Origin of the sequence: Psychrobacter vallis (assembly GCF_904846715.1) — a bacterium.
In the GTDB taxonomy this organism is placed as follows: Bacteria; Pseudomonadota; Gammaproteobacteria; order Pseudomonadales; family Moraxellaceae; genus Psychrobacter; species Psychrobacter vallis.
In genome coordinates, this window is record NZ_CAJHBU010000013.1 from 1 (window position 1) to 20,766 (window position 20,766).

The 20,766-nt window shown below is 37.3% G+C and carries 18 protein-coding genes; 1 reads left to right on the forward strand and 17 read right to left on the reverse strand.

Going from position 1 to position 20,766, the window contains the following annotated elements:
• Window positions 1-80: 80 nt before the first annotated feature.
• From JMY02_RS09110 to JMY02_RS09185, 16 genes are all read right to left on the reverse strand, one after another.
• Complete coding sequence (locus JMY02_RS09110; protein WP_201597393.1) at window positions 81-1,169, reverse strand: glycosyltransferase; 1,089 nt, start codon at window positions 1,167-1,169, stop codon at window positions 81-83.
• The gene (locus JMY02_RS09115; RefSeq protein WP_201597395.1) at window positions 1,170-2,243 is read right to left on the reverse strand and encodes a glycosyltransferase family 4 protein; all 1,074 of its coding nucleotides are present in this window, start codon (window positions 2,241-2,243) and stop codon (window positions 1,170-1,172) included. It lies immediately after the preceding gene.
• Window positions 2,244-2,300: 57 nt separating this feature from the next.
• Window positions 2,301-3,242 carry a glycosyltransferase family 2 protein gene (locus JMY02_RS09120; RefSeq protein WP_201597397.1) on the reverse strand — a complete coding sequence of 314 codons (942 nt, stop codon included), beginning with the start codon at window positions 3,240-3,242 and terminating at the stop codon, window positions 2,301-2,303.
• Window positions 3,243-3,256: 14 nt separating this feature from the next.
• Window positions 3,257-4,186: a glycosyltransferase family 52 gene (locus JMY02_RS09125; protein WP_227678462.1), complete on the reverse strand. Its 930-nt coding sequence runs from the start codon at window positions 4,184-4,186 to the stop codon at window positions 3,257-3,259.
• 70 nt (window positions 4,187-4,256) lie between these two features.
• A complete protein-coding gene (gene pseF / locus JMY02_RS09130) occupies window positions 4,257-4,937 on the reverse strand; it encodes a pseudaminic acid cytidylyltransferase (protein WP_201597402.1) in 681 nt (226 codons plus the stop codon).
• On the reverse strand, window positions 4,937-5,986 hold the full coding sequence (locus JMY02_RS09135) for a nucleotidyltransferase family protein (protein ID WP_201597404.1): 1,050 nt from the start codon (window positions 5,984-5,986) through the stop codon (window positions 4,937-4,939). The genes pseF and JMY02_RS09135 overlap by 1 nt, the downstream gene beginning before the upstream one ends.
• Window positions 5,987-5,998: 12 nt before the next feature.
• Entirely contained in the window at window positions 5,999-6,637 is a 639-nt protein-coding gene (locus JMY02_RS09140) for an acetyltransferase (RefSeq protein WP_201597406.1), read from the reverse strand.
• On the reverse strand, window positions 6,630-7,703 hold the full coding sequence (gene neuB / locus JMY02_RS09145; RefSeq protein WP_201597408.1) for an N-acetylneuraminate synthase: 1,074 nt from the start codon (window positions 7,701-7,703) through the stop codon (window positions 6,630-6,632). The genes JMY02_RS09140 and neuB overlap by 8 nt, the downstream gene beginning before the upstream one ends.
• A 14-nt stretch (window positions 7,704-7,717) precedes the next feature.
• Window positions 7,718-8,854: a UDP-N-acetylglucosamine 2-epimerase gene (neuC, locus tag JMY02_RS09150; RefSeq protein WP_201597410.1), complete on the reverse strand. Its 1,137-nt coding sequence runs from the start codon at window positions 8,852-8,854 to the stop codon at window positions 7,718-7,720.
• Window positions 8,855-10,000 (reverse strand): LegC family aminotransferase, encoded by a 1,146-nt coding sequence (locus tag JMY02_RS09155; protein WP_201597415.1) that lies wholly within the window; start codon window positions 9,998-10,000, stop codon window positions 8,855-8,857. It lies immediately after the preceding gene.
• Window positions 10,001-10,007: 7 nt separating this feature from the next.
• On the reverse strand, window positions 10,008-11,198 hold the full coding sequence (locus JMY02_RS09160) for a UDP-N-acetylglucosamine 4,6-dehydratase (RefSeq protein WP_227678463.1): 1,191 nt from the start codon (window positions 11,196-11,198) through the stop codon (window positions 10,008-10,010).
• 11 nt (window positions 11,199-11,209) lie between these two features.
• Window positions 11,210-12,484: a lipopolysaccharide biosynthesis protein gene (locus tag JMY02_RS09165; RefSeq protein ID WP_201597416.1), complete on the reverse strand. Its 1,275-nt coding sequence runs from the start codon at window positions 12,482-12,484 to the stop codon at window positions 11,210-11,212.
• A 23-nt stretch (window positions 12,485-12,507) separates the two neighbouring features.
• Window positions 12,508-14,508 carry a polysaccharide biosynthesis protein gene (locus JMY02_RS09170; protein WP_201597417.1) on the reverse strand — a complete coding sequence of 667 codons (2,001 nt, stop codon included), beginning with the start codon at window positions 14,506-14,508 and terminating at the stop codon, window positions 12,508-12,510.
• Window positions 14,509-14,561: 53 nt separating this feature from the next.
• Window positions 14,562-16,766 (reverse strand): polysaccharide biosynthesis tyrosine autokinase, encoded by a 2,205-nt coding sequence (locus JMY02_RS09175; RefSeq protein WP_201597424.1) that lies wholly within the window; start codon window positions 16,764-16,766, stop codon window positions 14,562-14,564.
• Between the two features lie 45 nt (window positions 16,767-16,811).
• Window positions 16,812-17,243 (reverse strand): low molecular weight protein-tyrosine-phosphatase, encoded by a 432-nt coding sequence (locus JMY02_RS09180; protein ID WP_201597426.1) that lies wholly within the window; start codon window positions 17,241-17,243, stop codon window positions 16,812-16,814.
• 12 nt (window positions 17,244-17,255) lie between these two features.
• Window positions 17,256-18,341: a polysaccharide biosynthesis/export family protein gene (locus JMY02_RS09185; protein WP_227678464.1), complete on the reverse strand. Its 1,086-nt coding sequence runs from the start codon at window positions 18,339-18,341 to the stop codon at window positions 17,256-17,258.
• Between the two features lie 627 nt (window positions 18,342-18,968).
• Between JMY02_RS09185 and rluB the strand changes: the two genes are divergently transcribed.
• A complete protein-coding gene (gene rluB / locus JMY02_RS09190) occupies window positions 18,969-19,898 on the forward strand; it encodes a 23S rRNA pseudouridine(2605) synthase RluB (protein WP_201597430.1) in 930 nt (309 codons plus the stop codon).
• Window positions 19,899-20,154: 256 nt separating this feature from the next.
• On the opposite strand, the gene JMY02_RS09195 is transcribed toward rluB, so the two are convergent.
• Complete coding sequence (locus JMY02_RS09195; RefSeq protein ID WP_201597431.1) at window positions 20,155-20,712, reverse strand: hypothetical protein; 558 nt, start codon at window positions 20,710-20,712, stop codon at window positions 20,155-20,157.
• Window positions 20,713-20,766 lie beyond the last annotated feature (54 nt).

Genomic DNA, 20,766 nt, shown 5'->3' on the forward strand with positions numbered 1-20,766 from the left:
TAATAATTTTAATAAAAAATATGCCGATTAGCGCCAAAAAAAGAGTAGAATTAGGAATTCTCTCAAAAATTTTACTATTACTATTCATAATATAAAGCAGTCCATTTCTCTATTATATCTTTCAAAGAAAATTTTTCCTGGACATGGTTTAAGTTTTTATTGATTACGATACTCTTATCTTCGTCTTCAAGCTCTAAAGCATATTTCATCTTATTCTTTAACGCTATAGCATCAGCAGGTGGTGCTAAGAAGTCAGAGTTGCTTAAGACCTCAGCCACCCCTCCACAGTCGGTTGCTACCACTAAACATTCACATGCCATTGCTTCGGCAACCACTAAACCAAACCCTTCATACTTAGATGGCAGAACAAATAAATCTGCGGCATTCATAAGCTCAGGAATATCACTTCTTCTACCTAGTAATACAACTTCTTTTTTTAAGCTCAAACTACTAATCATATCTTCTATTAGGTTTCTTAACTCGCCATCACCAGCAATTACTACCTTCAAAGGATAGGTTATCTCTTTTTTTAACAAACTAATCGCTTTTAATAGATTAGGATAATCCTTTTGCTCATTAAACCTTCCAACTGCGAGAATTATTCCACATTCTTCCGTAAGATCTAACTCTTGTTTTAATTTTGCTCTAGCTTCTGGTATACAATTAAATTTTTCTAGGTCGATGCCATTATATACAGTCTGCATTCCATTATTAGGAACAGCACCTATAGCTTCAAATGCTTCAGTAGCTTCTTGACTCACATTAGTAGAAATATTGGCCAAATTATGAGTTACCCTATAACTCAACATCCTTAGAGCACCTCCTTCATTACTATTATGAGCGGTGCATATTAATTTTTTGATAGGGGTAGTTACTCTAACCAAACGCATCAGAATATTTGCATGTACCATATGCGAATGCACCACATCTGGTCTAAACTTCCTAATAATTTTTGCTAATCTAATATAAGTTGGCAGCAATGATTTAAAGTCATTCAAATTAGCCTTTATAAGCTCAATCTCTTTGTAATCTGGCTTAGTAAGTGCCTCACCAGTGAGATAAGCAATCTTAACATCATGACCTTTTTTGAACATCTCATTTGCTAAATCGCAAACAACACGCTCAGCGCCTCCGCTACCCAATCCAGTGATTACATATAATATTCTCACTTAATTTACCTTATTCTTTTCAATTAACAATAATTCGATACCTTGAGTAATTTGCCCTAACACTTTGTCTTCATTAAATAATTTAGCTTTATCTATACAAGCATCGTAATAACTGTCTGCATTATCAATCAGAGACAATACACTTTGCTGAAATTTGGGCGACTCTATATCTCTAGGAATAAATGAAACTCCAGTAACACCAGCAAAACCTTCTATAAACTCCGCACAAAACCCCGCGCTCTTGGTTGTAATTGCTGGTATACCACGAGCATGTGCTTCGAGTAAAGTAGTTGCAAATCCCTCATGATGACTGGTTATAGCAAAACATTTGATACTGTCATATATTGCTGGCAACTCTTTTCTATCAGCCCAATCTTGCAAAACTATACTATCTTCTAGACCTGCTTGCTCAATAGCTTTAACTAGATTACTTCTTTCTTCACCACGTCCTAATATCAACGCCTTGATTGGTTCAGCTCGTTGAGAGTTGAGACGTTCAATTAAGTCGATAAAAAGAGGTATATTTTTCTCTCTAGAAAGTCTAGAAATAATGCCTAAATCATATTTTTTAGCCACTTTACAGTCGCTAAAAAACCATGGCGATATAAAATTACCGACAAAATCCACTTCAACTGGAAATATATCTACGTTCTCTTTATTCACACTAAAAATTTTGTCACAAAAAAGACTAGAAAATTTTAATAATTTATATTCAAAAGGAGCATATCCTAGACCAGCAGCATTTTTCTTTTGTAAATAGATATGCAAAAGAGCTACTACTTTTATACCGTGAGATTTAAATATAGGCGCTAGCCAAAGAGAGGACAAGTCATTGAGGACTATTATTTTAATATTGGATTTCTTAAGCTTCTTAGCAAAAGAATATGAATCTAGCAATCGCTTTTTTTTAGAAATTACAGATTCCATTTTCATAGTAGGACAATCAAAGCTCTCTGGTTCAGAAGTCGCAATAGTTGTAGACAGACCTTTATTGTTCATATATTTACATAAATATTCTATATAAACTTGGCCACCACCCCAAATATTCTCACTAGGTGAGTAAATACATATCATAAAATAGTCCAGTAATTTTTTAATTGAGACATTTACTATATTGGTTATTAAACCTATTTATTTTATTCCTTTATAGCTTTTAATAGATTTCTCTAAAGTTACTTTAGGAGCTATACTAATTGCTAAAGCAAATATATACATTTTATCAGCTTGAGGCAAAGCCAATTTTGAGATTTTTTTGGCAGATACAATATCACCTCTATATAGCGAATGTTTAATTCCACTATGCAATCTACTATTTATATATCTTCTAATATTTTTTTGCTTCAAAATTGATGGCTTTAGTTTTGATTCATTTACAATTAAATTTATCGATGGAGATATATCATTTAATATCAAGAACTCTTTAGCTTTTTTAACAGTCTCTTGAGAATCCATTGCACCATTAGTGCCCCTGAAGTAATAAGATGTAACTTTATCTGATATTGCTACAGGATAAGACAACGATATTTTTGCCCAATACTCTAAGTCTTCGCCCATTTTTTTATTACTAAACCCTCCGATTTTATTAAAAATTTCTTTTTTTATAGCAACAGAGGAACTAGTTATTACGCTTATTTTCTTCGAAGCTTCAAAAAAATAATTTACAGAGTGGATATTACTAGACTTATATTCATCAACAGTAGAAAATTCTTTACCATCTTCTAACTCTAAAATTTTTGTAGAAACCATGCCGGAATCAGGAAATTCTTTTATTATATTAAACAACTCACTTAAATGATTCGTAGACCAAGCATCATCAGCATCAAGTAAAGCAATCCACTTATAATTGGATTCAGTCATACCTTTATTTCTCGCCGCACCTACACCTTGATTAGCTTGCTTTATGACTCTAATCCTAGAATCTGAAATATCTTTAATACTTATTAAACTATTATCAGTTGAACCATCATCTACAACAATCAGCTCAAATTCTTTATATGTCTGAGCCAGTACGCTTTCTACTGCACGAAGGATATATTTTTCTTTATTATATAAAGGTATTACCACACTAAACATTGTAGAACCTCAAATTAAATTAAAATCGGTGTACATCCTGATTTTTTACTAAGCTCAAAAAGCTCAGGAGTTTGTATAGAGTCCTTCGGAAGTAGAACAATACATTCTTTACAAAGTGGGCCTATGTTAAGCATCACGCTACTAAACCAACCAACTAATACGATAGAGGCATCTTGTGCATCCGTTATTATTGCCTCTTCAGCAATTCTACCCTTTTTATCTAAAAATTTAGCACCTAAATTAAGAGGGTTACGTTCTCTTGGATGAGTAACGTAACAATCTATTTTTAAGTCTTTGACATGACCTTCTAATCTTTTGATCTGCTCTTGAGACATAACTTCTTCAAATGGGCTGGCTATGAAATAGGTCTTAGTCGTACTTGATTTCTTATATTTGTTTTTTTCAAAGTAATCTATATATCTTAGCTGTTCATTTTCAACAATATTTTCATAATTTTTATATATAGTATAATGGTAGGAAATTCTTCTTTTTATAATATTAAGTGGAACAGCACCTATAGCAAATTGATAAATTCTAGATCTATTAGAGTTAAGATCACTATAAAATATACCGTTATTAACTATATTAGCAGCCCCGTCATCAAAGGTAATTAATTTTGCTTTATTATGTTTAGAGATTAAAGAATTTGGTACTAAAGCATTTATGCTAGCAAAGATCACAGTATTATATTTTTTATACCTATACCACTTATTTGCTTTTAATCGAAATGTTATATGAGAGATTATATCAAATCGTTTAAACCTAACAAATATATAGTCTGACTTATGGGCTTTTAGAGCTAAAGCACTATAATAGTGTTTATCTTCTTCAGAATTATTCTGAGTAAAATACACAAGATCAAAATTAAAGATATTTTCCTTTTCTAAAACTATATTTGCTAACCATGCTTGAAAAGGCGTCCTAACAATCAGTAAAGTTTTCATCATGTATCCTGTTGTTAGTATCAATTTTATAAAAATATAACTAATTATGCCATTAAATAAATTTCAAACATTAATTTTCAAGCAAAAATCTAGCTAACTCAAAGTCATTTTCGGTATCGATATCTATGGATGACTTTCTATTCATTACATAGGCATAAGTCCCATCACTATACAAATTATCTAAATCGCCCACGTAACTTCTATCAAATAGATATACAGCACCATTTAATCTAAAGAAAGTCTCAAGATCCTGAGTTCTTTTATTACTATCAGGCTTTATAAAACCATCCATCGAACCATTTATACCTAGCGTATTGCAGAATTGAATAGGATGCTCAAGCTCACATACAGAAATAACTGCCTTCGCTGACCTTTCATGCATCAGATCCATGGATTCTTCTATGTGTCTTGCATTTCTTAAAGGAGATGTAGGTTGCAAAATAGCTATATTAGAGACCTGCTGACTGTGGTTCTTATCAAACCATTCTACTAAGTGAGTGATAACATCATTAGTTGTTGCAGTATCACTAGCTAATTCCGTAGGCCTCATAAATGGTATCTCAGCACCAAACTTCTTAGATATTCTTGCAATTTCTTTATCATCTGTACTTACAAATACATGATCAAATATATTGCTTTCTAAAGCGGCTTCAATAGTCCATGCAATCAAAGGCTTACCTGCTAGTAGCTTTATATTTTTACCTGGTAAACGCTTGCTACCACCACGAGCAGGAATAATAGCAATGTTCATTAAGTAAATCCTTTAATATCTTGCTGTGCTTTTTGATAATCTGCCATCTGTCCAATATCAAGCCAATAGTCATAGCTGGTATAAATACCAACTTTTTCTTGCTTTTCCATTCTCTCTGCAAGCAATGTAGGTAAATCTATCTTTATGTTTGGTTTAACTGAAGCTACACACTCAGGACTTAAGACGTATATGCCAGTATTGATATGGTAGCGATAAGTTGGTTTTTCGACCATGGCAGTAATTAGATTATCCTGACTTTCTACAACGCCGAAAGAAACTTTGTGTTCAAGTTCACGGACACACATGGTAGCATCGAATTGATGGAATTCATGATGATCTAGTAAGTGTTTAAAATCTATTTTTGTTAAGACATCACCGTTCATCATAATTAAAGGTAATTTAGGTAAGTTTTTTGGTAGTAAACCTAAAGCTCCCCCAGTTCCTAGTGGTGACTCTTCATGAATGTAAGTAACACTAATATTCCATTTGCTTCCGTCATCGAAATGATCTCGAATGACTTCTGACATATAGTGAGTAGATATATAAAAATCGTGAAAACCAAGTCTAATAAACTGATTAATCAAATGCTCTAGCATAGGCTTATCACCTACAGGTAGCATAGGTTTAGGACAATGGTCTGTTAGCGGACGTAAACGTGTACCAAAGCCACCAGCCATGATAAATACAGGGTTATCAATCTTTTCAGGATGTAAAACTTGGTGTAATGTCTCTAATCCTATCAGATGACCCTTATCATCGACCACCAGCAGAGACAATACACCATGTTTGTCCATTATTTCGATACGCTGTTGTCTAGTATGAGATGCCGTTACCGTTTTAGGGTCCCTATTCATCACAGTAGTAACAGAGTCAGTCATATCACATGACACTAATAAACCCCGCCGAATATCACCATCCGTCACTGTGCCAAGTATTTTATTATTATTATCACACACTACCGCTATGCGTAAAGCCGTATCATTGAGTGTACGCATGGCATCTCGAATTGTTGATTTAGGTGTCAGCACCACATCTTTCCAATTAGTCATTAGCTCTTGCTCCTAGCGCAGAATTCGGTTACGTGCAGGGACAATGACCTGTTTTTCTGGTACATCGCGAACTACTGTACATCCAGCGCCTACAACAGATTGCTGTCCGATTTTTATACTTTGTATCACGTTTGCTCCAGTACCTATATGTACTTGAGATCCAGTAATTACACCACCACTTAATGTGGCATTTGGTGCAATATGATTATGAGGTCCAATTGAGCAATCATGCTCAACAATTGCGCCACTATTAATTAAGCAGTTACGATTTATATTCGCGTTAGTCTGAATAATTGCGCCATGCATGATCTGTACACCTTGCGCCAGTTTAGCACTGCTAGCTACAATAGCATGAGGTGAAATTACTGATGAGAAAGTGTATCCATGCTCTGAAAAATAGTTAAATAACCTAAAATGTGTATCGTTACCTGGTATAGCACCAATACCATTTATTAATTCAATTTGATCTGGCGAGTATGTATCTAGCAAACTTTCATCACTTACTAAACGAGTTATACCTTTTAGAGGACTATTCTCATAAACCTGTATGGGCGAAACAACAGCAACAATGTCTCGTCCCTGATTCAAGAGTATTTCAGCGATAACAGACGCATGCCCTCCCGAGCCTATAATCACTAGCGGCTTAGGCATTGATAAGGTCTCCCTCATCATAATCTTTCTGAGATTTTTTACCTAACAATGACCAGTATTTGCATGGCGATAAACCATCGCCTGGTCGCTTAATAGTTAAGTTATTTTCAGTAAACACTTCACCCGCCTTTATTACCTCCGCTGCCACTAAACTTTTACGCGCTATTGGTTTGTTTTTTATCTCTGATGGCTGAGGGCCTTTTATACCATTACCTAAAGCCTGCTCAACATCACGAATAGCTTGTACCATAGCGGTTAATTCATCAGGTTCTAATGATGCTTTATGATCAGGGCCTTGCAGCGTTTTATCAAGAGTAAAATGTTTCTCAATTAATTGAGCACCTAAAGCTGTTGCTGCTATCGGTATAGTAATACCAGCACTGTGATCTGAATAACCAACCGTCAGTTTAAAAGCTGATGCCAATGTCTGCATAGCATTCAGATTAATTTCATTGATAGGTGCCGGATACTCAGTTGTACAATGTAAAAGGGTCACTTTTTCCTGAAGTGCATTTTGACCTGCTTTACTATTATATGCCTCAAAAAAAGCTTGCTCACTAGGCTGTGAATTATGGGTATTCGTTAAACCAAACGCAATCACTGATAATGCGGCCTCGACTTCAGCCAAGCTAGCCATACCAGTAGATACTATTAAATCACAACCTGTTAATGCATGCTCAAGTACAAAAGGAGCATTAGTTAATTCGCCTGATGGAATTTTAAGTGTCTTTAATTTGAGGTCGTCTACTAAAAAATCTAAGCTTTCTTTATCAAAAGCTGTAGACAAAAATTCAATACCAAGTTTATCGCAGTATGCAACTAACGATTTATGTGTATCATAGTCAAGCTCAAGACGATTCAACATGTCAAACTGCGATTCAGTCACACCTGTATTTTGTTTTTGATAATCAGCCTGTTGGGCATTTTTAGTAACTAGATTTTTAGCTTTAAAAGTTTGAAATTTTACGATATCAACACCTGCAGCATAGGCGGCATCAATCAACTTATAGGCCAAATCTGTACTACCATTGTGGTTAACACCAGCTTCAGCTATTATTTTTGTCATAGTTTAGTACTTCCTTAAATGTCATGAAATCTTTTTATAGTTGATAAATCAGCCAATATAAGGACTTCTAAGATAGCTTTACTCGCTTGACCCTTACCATATGGGTTAACAACTTTACTGAAATCACTTTCTAGTGCTACATTTAGCGCGTCGACAATACTTTCAGTCTTAGGAGCACAAGATATTACACTCTCAGCAGCTAACCGTCCGCGCTGTCTTTCCCCAATATTTACTGTAGGTACTTTAAAAGAGGGTACTTCTATGATTCCGCTAGAAGAATTTCCCACAACAGCAGCAGCATTACTTACGGTACTTAAGTAGCGTAATTGACCTAAAGAAGGTATAGCCAACACTCGTTGCGGCTGTTTTTTAGCATAATCTTCTAGAATAGCAACAATCTCTCTGCCACCATCATCAGCATTTGGATACGTCAATACAATTTGTAGCTCTGGAAATTTATCAAGTGCAGCTAATAGATTTAAAAAAGATTGTTTCGCTGGCTCAGAAGCTAAGGTGACGGGGTGATAAGTAACCAAGACATAAGGTTGTTTCAGCTTGAAATTTAAAGAGTCACTCAACTCATCAACTGACATCAATTTGCTACGTTTTAAATGATCTAGCCCTACTGCGCCAACATTAAACACTCTTTCAGGTGACTCACCTAATTGGATAACGCGGTTTCTATGCATTTCAGCAGATGTAAAATGCAACAAACTTAGTTTAGTAATAGCATGACGAATTGCATCATCATATGCACCCTCAGTTATCTCTCCGCCGTGAATATGCGCAATCGGAATACGCAAAATCATAGCAGCCTGAGCCACTGCTAATGCTTCAAAACGATCACCTAAAACTACTAGTACATCAGGGTTCATACGAGCTAAAGCATCTGCAAAACCAATTACACCTAAGCCGATACTTTTAGCAGTACCTACTGCAGAATCTGTAGAAAGTAACATTTCAACTTTCTCAGTAATTATAAAACCATCAGCTTCAATCTGCTGATACGTCATACCAAACTCAGGTGACAAATGCATGGCTGATACAAGTAATTGTAACTCTAAAGTAGGGTCTGCTTGTATATCTTTTAATAACCAATATAACAAACCATATTCTGCTCGTGTACCAGTAAATACTGCAATTTTTCTCATTTAGACTCCTACAGGTGAGCTAGGCAAATTAACAAGCCTAGCCTCTGCCCACTCAGAATGAGTGAGATCACCTCTTAAAGCATCAGCAAACATAGGCAATCGGTGCATCAGCTGCCAAACTGGGCGAGTCATGACACCTTGTGCATTGGTAGTTTCCAACAAATCGTTACGTGTAGCTGCATCAGGGCAAATAATAGCGTTCAACCAATAGTTAGAATGTGCATAATCAGGCTCTTTTACAAACTGAAGGTCACTGTCTTCAAAGAAATTAGCGTACTGTTCAGCTATAACACGTTTACTCGCAAGCTTCGCTTCAAGTTGCTCCATTTGCGCACAGCCTAGAGCAGCATTCAGATTAGGCATTCGGTAATTAAATCCTGCTTCATCATGATAAAACTCATAAGGGTGTGGTACTTTAGCAGTAGTGGTTATATGCTTGGCTCTATCTCCATCCACTTGCCCACGGCATAACAACATACCGCCGCCACCAGTAGTAATTACCTTATTACCATTGAAGCTTAGTGCGCCAAACTGGCCTAAAGTTCCAGTATGCTTGTCTTTATAATAAGAACCTAAACTTTCAGCAGCATCTTCAACTAAAGTTAAATTCCAATCTTTACATACGGCTAATAACTCATCAATCTGGACAGGGTGGCCAAAAGTATGCATAGGCATAATAGCTTTTATTGCTGCACCACTAGCTTTATGGCGGCATTGACTATCAGCATCTAATGTAGCGTTTTCGGATAACCATTCAGATGTAGCCTTAGGACATAAACCAAATGCAATAGGCTCTATATCAATAAAAACTGGCTTGGCGCCCATGTGATGTAACACATTGCAAGTTGCTACAAAGGTTAAAGCCTGAGTCAGTACCAAATCACCCGATTTTATGCCCGCTAAATTTAAAGCCGTATGTAATGCAGCAGTGCCATTTACAGTAGCAATTGCACGTGTGGTACTTGTAAAGTTTTGAATTTTCTGCTCGAACTCATCAACAAACTTACCAACGCTCGATACGAAGGTGCTGGATATTGTCTCTGCTAAATAAGCCTGCTCGTTACCTTTAAAAGTTGGCGCATGTAAAGGAATAAATTCATTAGTAGAATAAATATCTCTTACGAGTTTAATTAGTTTTCTCTGCATTATTGTCTCACATTTTTCCATCTAAATACTTACCCGTTTCTTTATGTCCGAAATCTGGGATCATTTTAAAAAACAGCTCGACAATATCTTTTTTATTCCAAGAAAGATTTTTTCTCATGGAATGAATGCTAGCTTCGAACTCTAAAAGCAAGTCTTTATTGAAAACAGCATCATTTTTGATAATACCTAAATTACTAAAACGCTGCATATCCAAGATTTCTGCATCCGTAAAAAACTCTTCAAAGTCTTTTTCACCTGTTGTATCGCTACCAGTAAAGAGGCAGGGCCATTTGCCTTGTGCAGGTAGAGTTTTAGCTAAATCGCGCGCTTCCTCTTCAGTGCTACATAAAACAGGCTCGAACCCTTTTTGTTCAAGATATTTAATAGCAATATCTGCGAATGAAATCAGATGTAGACTCTCACTAAGTTTAGGAAAAAATATATCGCGATTCTCACCAAATATACATGACATCAAGCATAACTCGCCAGACTCTTGAGGCGTTACAAAATAACGTTTTATATCGTTAGGTGCAACGATAGGCTGATTTTTTTCTAAGCGTTGATTAAAACTATGTAATAGGGAGCCATCAGAAAAAGCAACATTAGCAAAACGCGCAGTAGAAATATCAATTTCTAAACTATGACGCATTAGGAACATTTCCATAATACGCTTAGATGCACCCATCATATTAACTGGGTTAGCAGCTTTATCAGTTGATACGCAAAAATATTTCTTAACACCCGTATTGATAGACTGTTGTAATGTCTTATCAGTATTAAATATATTAACATCAATCATACGCATCAATGTATATGGATCTTTCTCACTACGCACATGTTTCAGTGCAGATAAATTAAGCACATAGTCAAATTGACCATCAGCCTTGATAAAAGCATCATATTCAATAGAGCCTATATCTAAAGCGAAGGTTTGGAAGTCACCATTAATATAACCATATGAACTACGAATATCCCGCACCATTTCGGCTAGGTTATTTTCACTGATATCAACCACATGAAGTTTCTTTGGGTTGCGTTTGAAAATCTCTTTAGTAACGGCCTGACCGATAGAGCCAGCACCTCCAAGCACTAAGAACCTAGAGTTAGAAACAGTTACTTTTAATTGTTCTTCTTGATTTTCTATATCTGCGGCAAAAAGCTCTTTTTCTCTACCGATCAAACTTAAAATAGAAGTCATAATAAACCCATTTACTGAATAAAACTAAACCAAGGCATTGGATGACGCTTTTGAGCTATCCACCAAGTTAGTAAAAATCGAATACCCATAGAAGTAGCAAACGCAATTGCTGCCCCTTCTAAACCAAAAACTCGAACCAATAAAATTAATAAAACTAAATTTAAAATGCCAGAACTGATAGAAGCTGCTGAGAGCAAACCCGTTCTTTTAGAGTAAAATACGTAGTTGGTTACCATAAGATACATTCCTTGAAAACCCTGTCCTAATGCCAACCATCCTACTACCTTACCTGCTTCTGCATATTGCTCGCCTGCTATTAGTACTATTAGAGGAGGACCTATCCAAAATGACAAAATGACACCAGCCAAAATGACACCAAACCATACATAAGTTAGTTTAACTATCTTTTGCTTTTCTTGTAACTGATCTGCTGTTAACCGTTCAAACAGCCAAGGTACATAAGCTTTATTGATAGCATCAAATATAATACCTATAGCGGCTGTTAGTTGGACAGCAACCATATAAATACCTGCTTCAGCCAGTCCAATTTCTCGATTAATCACAATCCTATCGACAGTAGTTAATAGAAATCCACCAGCTACATGGGGCATTAAAGGCACGCCAAATTTTAATACTTCAGATAAATAATCTTTACGCCATGCAAAAATATTGAGTAAGTTATCTTTTTTAAGAAGAAGCAATGCTATTACTACAAAAACCAGACTTGTAAAGATTTGTGCATCTATACGTCCTTCTGCACCTTTTAACAATACGACTACTAACAACAAAGACAACAACATATTAAATAAGCTTTGTGAAATTTGTAGAGCACCATACTTAAATGCCTCTTTTCTTATTTGCCACTGCCCTAACCGCAGATTTATAATTACCATACAAAAAGAAACAGCAACTGCAAAAAGAATATAACTAGGTTCTAAACTCAACCATTCAGAAAACTTATCTTGGAAAACGAAAAGAACTAAAAATACAAGTAATGAAAAAATAATTGTTAATTGAATGCATGCTCCAACAAAGTCAGCCAGTTCTTTTTTGTCAAGATTGGCGTCATAAAACTTCCTATTTGCTGCACCTACGAAAGTTACACCTATAAACGCACCTAATGCGCCTAATAATGTCTGAAACATGGCTACTTCACCATATTCAGATGGACTTAAGTAGCGAGTTAATATAGGCAGTAGAATAAAAGGTATAACAGCATTAAGAATATTTGAAACTAAATAAACACCTGCACCACTAATAAAGCTATTTTTTTTAATCATGCCCATACTAACAGCACCCAGATATTATATTAAGCATTTGTATTATTAAGTGTCGCAATCGACTTTAAAGTATCAGTAGCGGTATCTGACTGATAACCGTCTACAAATTGCTTAAATTGTTGCTTTAGCCAAGTGACATCGAATTGTCTCTGCTTTTCAGTAAGTTCAAACAGTACTGCCTCAAGCTCATTTAGTGGAAAGCTATGCTCTATCGCTTGCATAATCAGAGGATGAGCAGTGTCTTGTACATTATCTTCACCAATAATAAGCTCTTCATAAAGTTTTTCACCAGAGCGCAGCCCAGTAAAGACGATTTCAATATCACCATCAGGATGCTTGTCATCTTTGACCTCATGTCCACTTAAATGAATCATTCGGTGCGCCAAATCCACAATTTTGACTGGCTCTCCCATATCAAGGACAAACACTTCGCCGCCCGAGGCCATTGCGCCTGCTTGGATAACTAAGTTTGCCGCTTCTGGTATCGTCATAAAATAACGAGTCACATCAGGATGGGTCACGGTGATTGGCTTACCTTGCTCTATCTGCTTAGTAAACAATGGTACAACAGATCCTGACGAGCCCAGCACATTACCGAAACGCACCATACTAATGCAGGTTCGGCTATCTGTCTGACTTAGGCCTTGACACACCAACTCTGCTAAACGCTTAGAAGCCCCCATAATATTAGTCGGTCGTACGGCCTTATCTGTAGAGATTAAGACAAAGGTTTCAACATTGGCTGCGATAGCCGCGCGCGCACAGTGGTAGGTTCCTTTGCTGTTATTAATAACGCCTTCAAAAGGGTTGTGCTCCACTAATGGCACATGTTTGTAAGCAGCCGCATGATATACGGTCTGTATATTGTACAGGTTAAAGATTCTCAGTAGGTTAGATTCATTGGTGACATTTCCAATGATGGCGACGATTTTAATCTGTTGATAAGCAGGTGTATTTGCTTGCTTTATAGTTAATTCTTGATGAATACTATAAAGTGCAAATTCAGATAACTCATAGAGTACGAGATATTTTGGCTTATTTTTGATGACTTGACGACATAGCTCACTACCGATAGAGCCACCAGCACCAGTGACCAGTACACATTTGTCACTGATATTTTTTAGTAATAAGAAAGCATCAGGCTCAACAGTTTGGCGATCTAATACATCTAAGATGTCTACTTTTCGCATACTGCTAACAGTCACTTTTTCGTCAGCGATTTCTTCTAGACTTGGTAATTCTTTGATTTTTATAGCAATGCCTGAGAGCTTATCTATAATATGCCTTTTTTGGGCACGGCTAATAGAAGGGATAGCCAAAAACACTTGTGCAATATCCAGCGATTCTACCAAACTTACCAACTCATCAGCAGGATAGATCTTTTTGTCGAGCAGATAAGCACCTGTAAGCTGCGGGTCATCGTCGATATAAGCCACAACATTATATTTGTGAGAGTTTCTTAGACCTTCTAATAAATCTCTGCCCGCTTCTCCTGCACCATAAATAACGACATTATCATAACCTTCTGTATGTTTAGCGCGTTGCTGGCTTTTGCCTTGTAGACGCGTTAAAAATTCACGAATAGTCAGCCTGCTATTCCATAACCAAATAAAGAACAAAAACAAAAATATGATAGGTGCTGAGCGCGGCATAGCAGGAAAAACAGCAAACGAGATAATAACTTCATAAAATATAATGAGCAAAAAAAACAATTGCGAGACGCTTGCCATCACTGCATCAAAGAAACCTCTAGCGACACCTCTGTAGAACCCTATTACATATAAGCCGACGATAGGAATAACGGCATAAAAAAATAATGCCGGTAAACCGATGTGATTGCCAAGATAGCCATAACGTAAAGATAGGGCTAAAAACAAACAAACTAATGACATTACCATGTCAGTGGTAAGTAAAATTCCTCGCTTAACGCTACGGGGCAATGATAAGAAATACTCGGCCATATGTTGTAACCAGCCAACTTTAGCATCAGATGACTGAGACGCATTTTTAGCTTCTGACTTTATGAACATAGCAATCAACTACTTAAAGGATATTAATTTAGATAACACTTTTAAAAATTTAATTATTGGTTATTACCATAAGCATAATTATAGTGATAACTATATTTACTCATAATACCTTGTTGTACATCGTTGAGAACAATACCATCTACTTGTACATTTGATTTTTTCAGCTGATTGATAGCGTAAACCAATTGTCCTTCAATTGAATTATCATATCTAGTAACCATCAATACTTTATCAGCATACTGTGACAGTACCAAGGCATCTGAAGCAGCCAATACAGGTGCTGAGTCAATAACAATATAATCATAATGAGCATTGAGCTCAATCATCAAAGTGTTGAATTTCGCACTTGATAATAATGATATCGGGTTATATGGTTTTTTGCCTCTAGGTATAAAGTCCACATTATCTATACCCGTAGCATGGATCACATCGGCTATTTGATGCTCATCTTGCTGCAAATAGTCAGCCAGCCCGTTGTCTTGGCTCATATTGAATGCTTTATGCAACTCTCCCAAACGCATGTCTGCATCTATAATAAGTGCTTTTTTATCTAATTGCGCAAAGACTTCTGTCAAGTTTGAAGAGATAAAAGATTTGCCGACCCCAGGACTTTCACCAGTAATTAATATAACCTTTGCTCGTTGTCCCATTCGACTTTCTTTTGGCATCCCGAACATCAGGCTGGTTCTCAAACTTTTAATTGCTTCGTAGCTCAAACTGTTACTATCACTATAAGCAAGCAGTCGGCTTGAGGATTTTTTGGTTTTATTTAATTTTGTCAATAATGGTGAGCGTGGAATGGTCGCAATAACTGGCACTCCTGTCTTGGCTTCAAGACGCTCAGGATCTTTGACTACATTTCTCAATAAGCTTTTTAGTAGTACTAAAATTGTACCTAACATAGTACCCAATAACGCTGCTAATACCCAAATTTGCATCTTATTTGGTGCAATCGCATTGAAAGTATTAATAGGCAAATCGATTATACGAGCGTAGCCAATCTGACCAGCTCTTACTATTTTCAACTGCTCATAGTTCTTGAGCAACGTCAGATAGATTTCTCTATTGATTGCCGTATCTTCAGAGAGCTGTAAAAACTCTCGTTGTATCTCAGGCAAGCCTGCAATGGTGTCATTTATTTCTTGCTTTCTACTATTCAATACTGTGAGCTGGTCATTTATTTGAATGACCAAGGGATGATCTTCTGTATAATAAGTCGTCAGCTCCGCTTTTTTCAGTTGAAGCTCACTCAGTTGTGAGTCAATTTGCGCATTCTCTGACAATAGGATTGACGCTTCTTGGCTAACGTCAATAGTGCCGTTTCTAGTACGGAACTCATTAAATATTGCTTCAGAATCCTCTAGCTTTTTCTTTAAAGCTGGAATCTGCGTTTCCATAAATTTAATTGTTTTGGTTGTTTCTTCAGAGCCACGGGTTTGGTTTTGATCTATGTAAGAAAGAATGATTTCTTTCAAAATTAAACTGACCTGTTGTTGATTCGGCCCTGTCATAGACAACTCAACGATACCTGTCTGCTGACCCTGCTCAACCACGGATAAAGTGCTATTTATGGCATCCGTAGTAATTTGTACTGATTGCTTGGTTACCGTAACAGAATGAGAGTTAATAGGTAAATCAACGACCGTTATTTGAATTTGGCCATCTACACCCTTAAATGAGTGCGATTTGTTGAACTCACCTTTAAAGTCATCAAACCCATTGCTAAGTACAAAACCTGTGTCCGATCTCGTTATAGTAAAAGCCTGATTTAGATACCCTTGTGAGACATTAAACTGACTGATCTGCGCTTGGCCGTTTTCAGTCCTTAATGATACTCCTTCGGAAGTACTTACTTGAGTGTCGACACGATTGCTCTTAATTCTATCCATATAGCCAATAGAAGGATCCGCAAGTCGTATTCGTAAATTCAGTTTATCCACAACAGGTTCAAGTATCATACGAGATCGTATAAGCTGAGACTCTGTCTGCGCCTTGCTGGCCTGCGGTGTGATGAGCTCTGATGCAAGATTGCCCAACGCTGATACACCTTGAGAGTTTTCCTCTATTTGTATCAATGCATCTGACTTAAAGGTAGGATTTATATAGCGACCGTAGAGCACCCCTATTAGCAATGCTATCAATGCGAAAAACAATATGGTTTTCCAACCACGTAACACTACAAACAGCAGAGCCAATACATCAATATCATCTTTGTCTTCTACATTAGACTGCCCTGCATTCTTTGTATCTGTATTCATAACCATATGTTCATCACTTAATACTATTAATTAAATATTAGTCATTCAACTAATTTTGTCGGTCCAAAGCTTAAGACTATCAACAATATCCTGTCTTGCTATTTCGAATAATGATATGTCATGCTGATAAGGATCAGCAACCTCCTTATCAATCCAGTGCCCTATCTTAAAAGTTTTTCCACGGCAATATGGCCATCGTTCTTCTATCCACTTAGTTTGACCATCTGACATGGTGAATATAATATCTGCTCTCATAACCAGTTTTTCGTCTACTTGCTTTGCAACATGATGAGACATATCTATATTATACGGATCCATCACTGCTTGTGATTTTGGATCAACTGGATTACCAACTACCGCCGAGAGACCTGCAGAATCAATTCTTTTTTGTGGATATTGTTCTTTTAATAAAGCTTCAGCAATCGGGCTTCGACAAATATTACCCACACAAACCACCAAAATATTATCAAACGCCATGCTGATGACTCCCTATAAACTTGTAAAACCTCTGATCGCTGAAGTTGATGGCAATAGTGAACTGATGATACGGTTCCAACGAGTTAGGCCTGTAGGATCAACATAAATAATATCGTTTGGCTGCATCTCAAACCGATTGGCTAATGCAAAACTGGTGATGGCCTGCATATCTACATAATAAATATTTGTATACTGGGAGTTAGGTTGATCCCGTACCACGTAAATTTTCGCAGCATTGGCAGTATTTGAATTTAAACCTGACGATTCTCCGATAACTTGTGCCAAGCTCAAACCCTGATCCAAGATAGGTACAGGTGCAACTTTGCCAAACTCACCCAAAACGTATACCTTATTGATATCTTCCTTACTGACACGGATAGCATCGCCATTTTGAACATAGATCTGGTTGGCAGACAACCCCGTTTGCTGTAGTGACTGTAGGCCTATACGATAGTCCGTACCATTACGTCTGAGTACAATATTGTTTGAGTCGCCTATCTCTGTTGCCCCACCAGCCATAGAAATGGCACTATATAGTGAAACTGGTGCATCCGTGATGTTAAACTCTCCAGGCTTATTTACTTCGCCATCAATAAAGAATTTGTTACCACGATACTCACTTACTTTCACTTGTGGGTCTGGATATTTTAGATAACGCTGCAAACGCGCACTCAGGTTTGCCGTAAATTGCGGCACACTCAAACCACCGGCCTGTATACGTCCAATCAGTGGGAACTGTATAAAACCCTGTTGATCTACCGGATATCCCGAAGCACCTGCGGTGGTGATATCAGGATAGCCGACCAAAATAATACTCAGTATATCAGATGGTGCAATGCGATAGTTCATTCGACTAGATGAGCTAACTAAAGTAGATATATTACTACTGAGTTGTGGTCGAGTTACTTGCTTGGGCGGTAATGTGGCGAGGGTGAGAGGCTGCACATTAAAATTGATACCGTTGCTTGCCGTAAAAGAACCACTTGGTGGCAACTCACCCGCTTGAAGTCCAGAATTAATAGTGGTAGTGGCGCACCCGTAAAGCATACTGCTAAGTAATAAACACGCTGTACTTAACAACTTAGTTGCCTGTCTCATATAAAAGAGCCTCATCAATCATCGCAATCACGCAAATTTTTAAAAGTAAATTTACTAAAAAACTGCTCTAATCTTGCGTTTTTAACATAAATAATCTGCATAATAACATAAGTTATCCATGTTACTGTGGAGGTAATTTTAGCTGATACAAAAAAAATACGCTTAAATATACTTAATTATATTTAACATAAGTTTTATTTTTCCTAAAAAAGCACTTAGGCATATTAGGGCGTGTCCTCAATTCAATCGATTATCCTCTAAATGGGCTAAAAATGGCGAAATTTTGCCAAACATCGTCAAATAGCTTATCAATATCTCAATATTATTTGCGCTACTTTCCTTGTTTGACGGCAACTTATCTCATTTTTATCCCCATTTTTAAAATGAGGACACACCCTAGCTAAAAGCTAACACTTTACGAAAACATCGATACTGTATATCTCTGCATAGATACTAGAGTGACATTAGTCAAATAAAGAAACCAAAAAGACCAATATCAAATGTCGTTTACTAGTATAATAGCGCGTCATTAAACACTTGCACCTTCTTTATACTGTAAATCCATGTATAAAATGGTGCCTATTCATACATTGAGAAATGTAAACCCACCGACTCAAGGACATCACAATGAAAGATGAAAAATTACAGAAAGCCCTCGCCCGCATGGGGCTAGGTTCGCGCCGTCAAATGGAAGAAGTCATTAAAGCAGGCCGTGTGTCTGTTAATAATGGTCCAGCAACCATTGGCGATCGCGTCGAGCAAGGCGATGAGATTCGCGTTGATGGTCGTCAGATCAAATATACGGCGGAAAATGAGAAGCGTCGCCGTGTGCTAGCATACTACAAGCCTGAAGGCGAAGTTTGCTCAGCCAAGGATCCAGAAGGTCGTCCAACTGTTTTTGAGCGTTTACCAAAACTGACTCACGACCGCTGGGTTATGGTTGGACGTCTGGATATCAACTCAACTGGACTGTTATTGTTTACCAATGATGGAGAGATGGCGCATCGACTGATGCATCCGTCTGGTGAAGTCACGCGTGAATATGCAGTTCGTGTATTAGGTGAAGTAACACCTGATATCGCCCGTGCTTTAACTTCTGGTGTCATGCTAGAAGATGGTATGGCGCAGTTTGAAGACATCAAAGATGGCGGCGGTGAAGGCGTCAATAAGTGGTATCACGTCCAGCTAAAAGAAGGCCGTAATCGTGAAGTGCGTCGTCTATTTGAGTCACAAGGCCTAAAAGTAAGCCGTCTACTTCGTACACGCTACGGTACGATTGCGCTACCAAAAGAATTGCGTACTGGTCGCTTCTTAGAGCTGGATAAAAAAGACATCAATACGTTGACAGATTTGGTGAGCTTACGTCCCCGTTATGGTACTGGTCTACATGGCGCGGCCAAAGAAAAGCAAGAGCGTATCAGAAATAAGCCGCTTAAAGCTCGTCGTACTACTGATACTCGTAGCGATAGCCGCAGTAATAGTGCAAAACCTAAAAGTAGTGCGAGCCCTGCCAGTCGCGGTACACGCAATACTCGTGACCGTAATGACAAGCGTTAATTTCACTTGACCCTCTTTAAGAGGTAGAGTAAACCATAAAAAAGCGGCCAATGACTATTTATCATTGGCCGCTTTTTTATGGTTTGTTTTACAAGAATTTTTGACTATGTATAGTTGAAATACCTTAAAGTCGCGATAGTATTGCTGGGGTAAATTTTTTGCAGCATCGAGCTGCGAAGGCACAGCAAGCAAGAAAAATTTGCACCAGCAGTATGTGCTGTATCGATATGACTTTTCACCGACTATAGCTCAAATTTTAACTATCGTGACTGTCTATATAGCTGTTCATTACTCGTAAACTCTGTAGATGCTGAGCCTCTATTTGCTCTAAAAGAGCGTCTAAACGCTGCTCAATATTATTCAATACTTTTTGCAATAACTCACTGGCTTCAACATTTCTTTCATGATGCGCATTTTTAGCGCTTGTATCGATAGTTGTTAATTGGTGATAACTGGCCAACATTTCAGGCAATCGAGCATGAAGCATCTTATGTAATACGAATTGGGATTCTGTTGCTACAGGCGTTATATTCTGCTGCGGTAACTCTTTTTGATAAACTTCATAGCGGTATACCTTTTCATCGATACACTGTAATTGCCGTAATTGGTGCTCTGGCACATTTTTCAGATGCTTTTGGTTCAGATTTAACCGCTGCCAACTTACAGCGGCTGGCGACAATGGCGTATGGTAATCTTGGTAAGTGAGTACGCCTGGGGTGATGCCAACCGCTTTATGAAAAGCTTGCCAACCCTTTCGCCCCAAATAAAAGGTGGTGATCGTCGTCAAAACGCCAATGCCTATCAATATACTCATACATACTCACTATTTATCGTTCACTTATCTGTCCTATCACATAATTAAAATAAC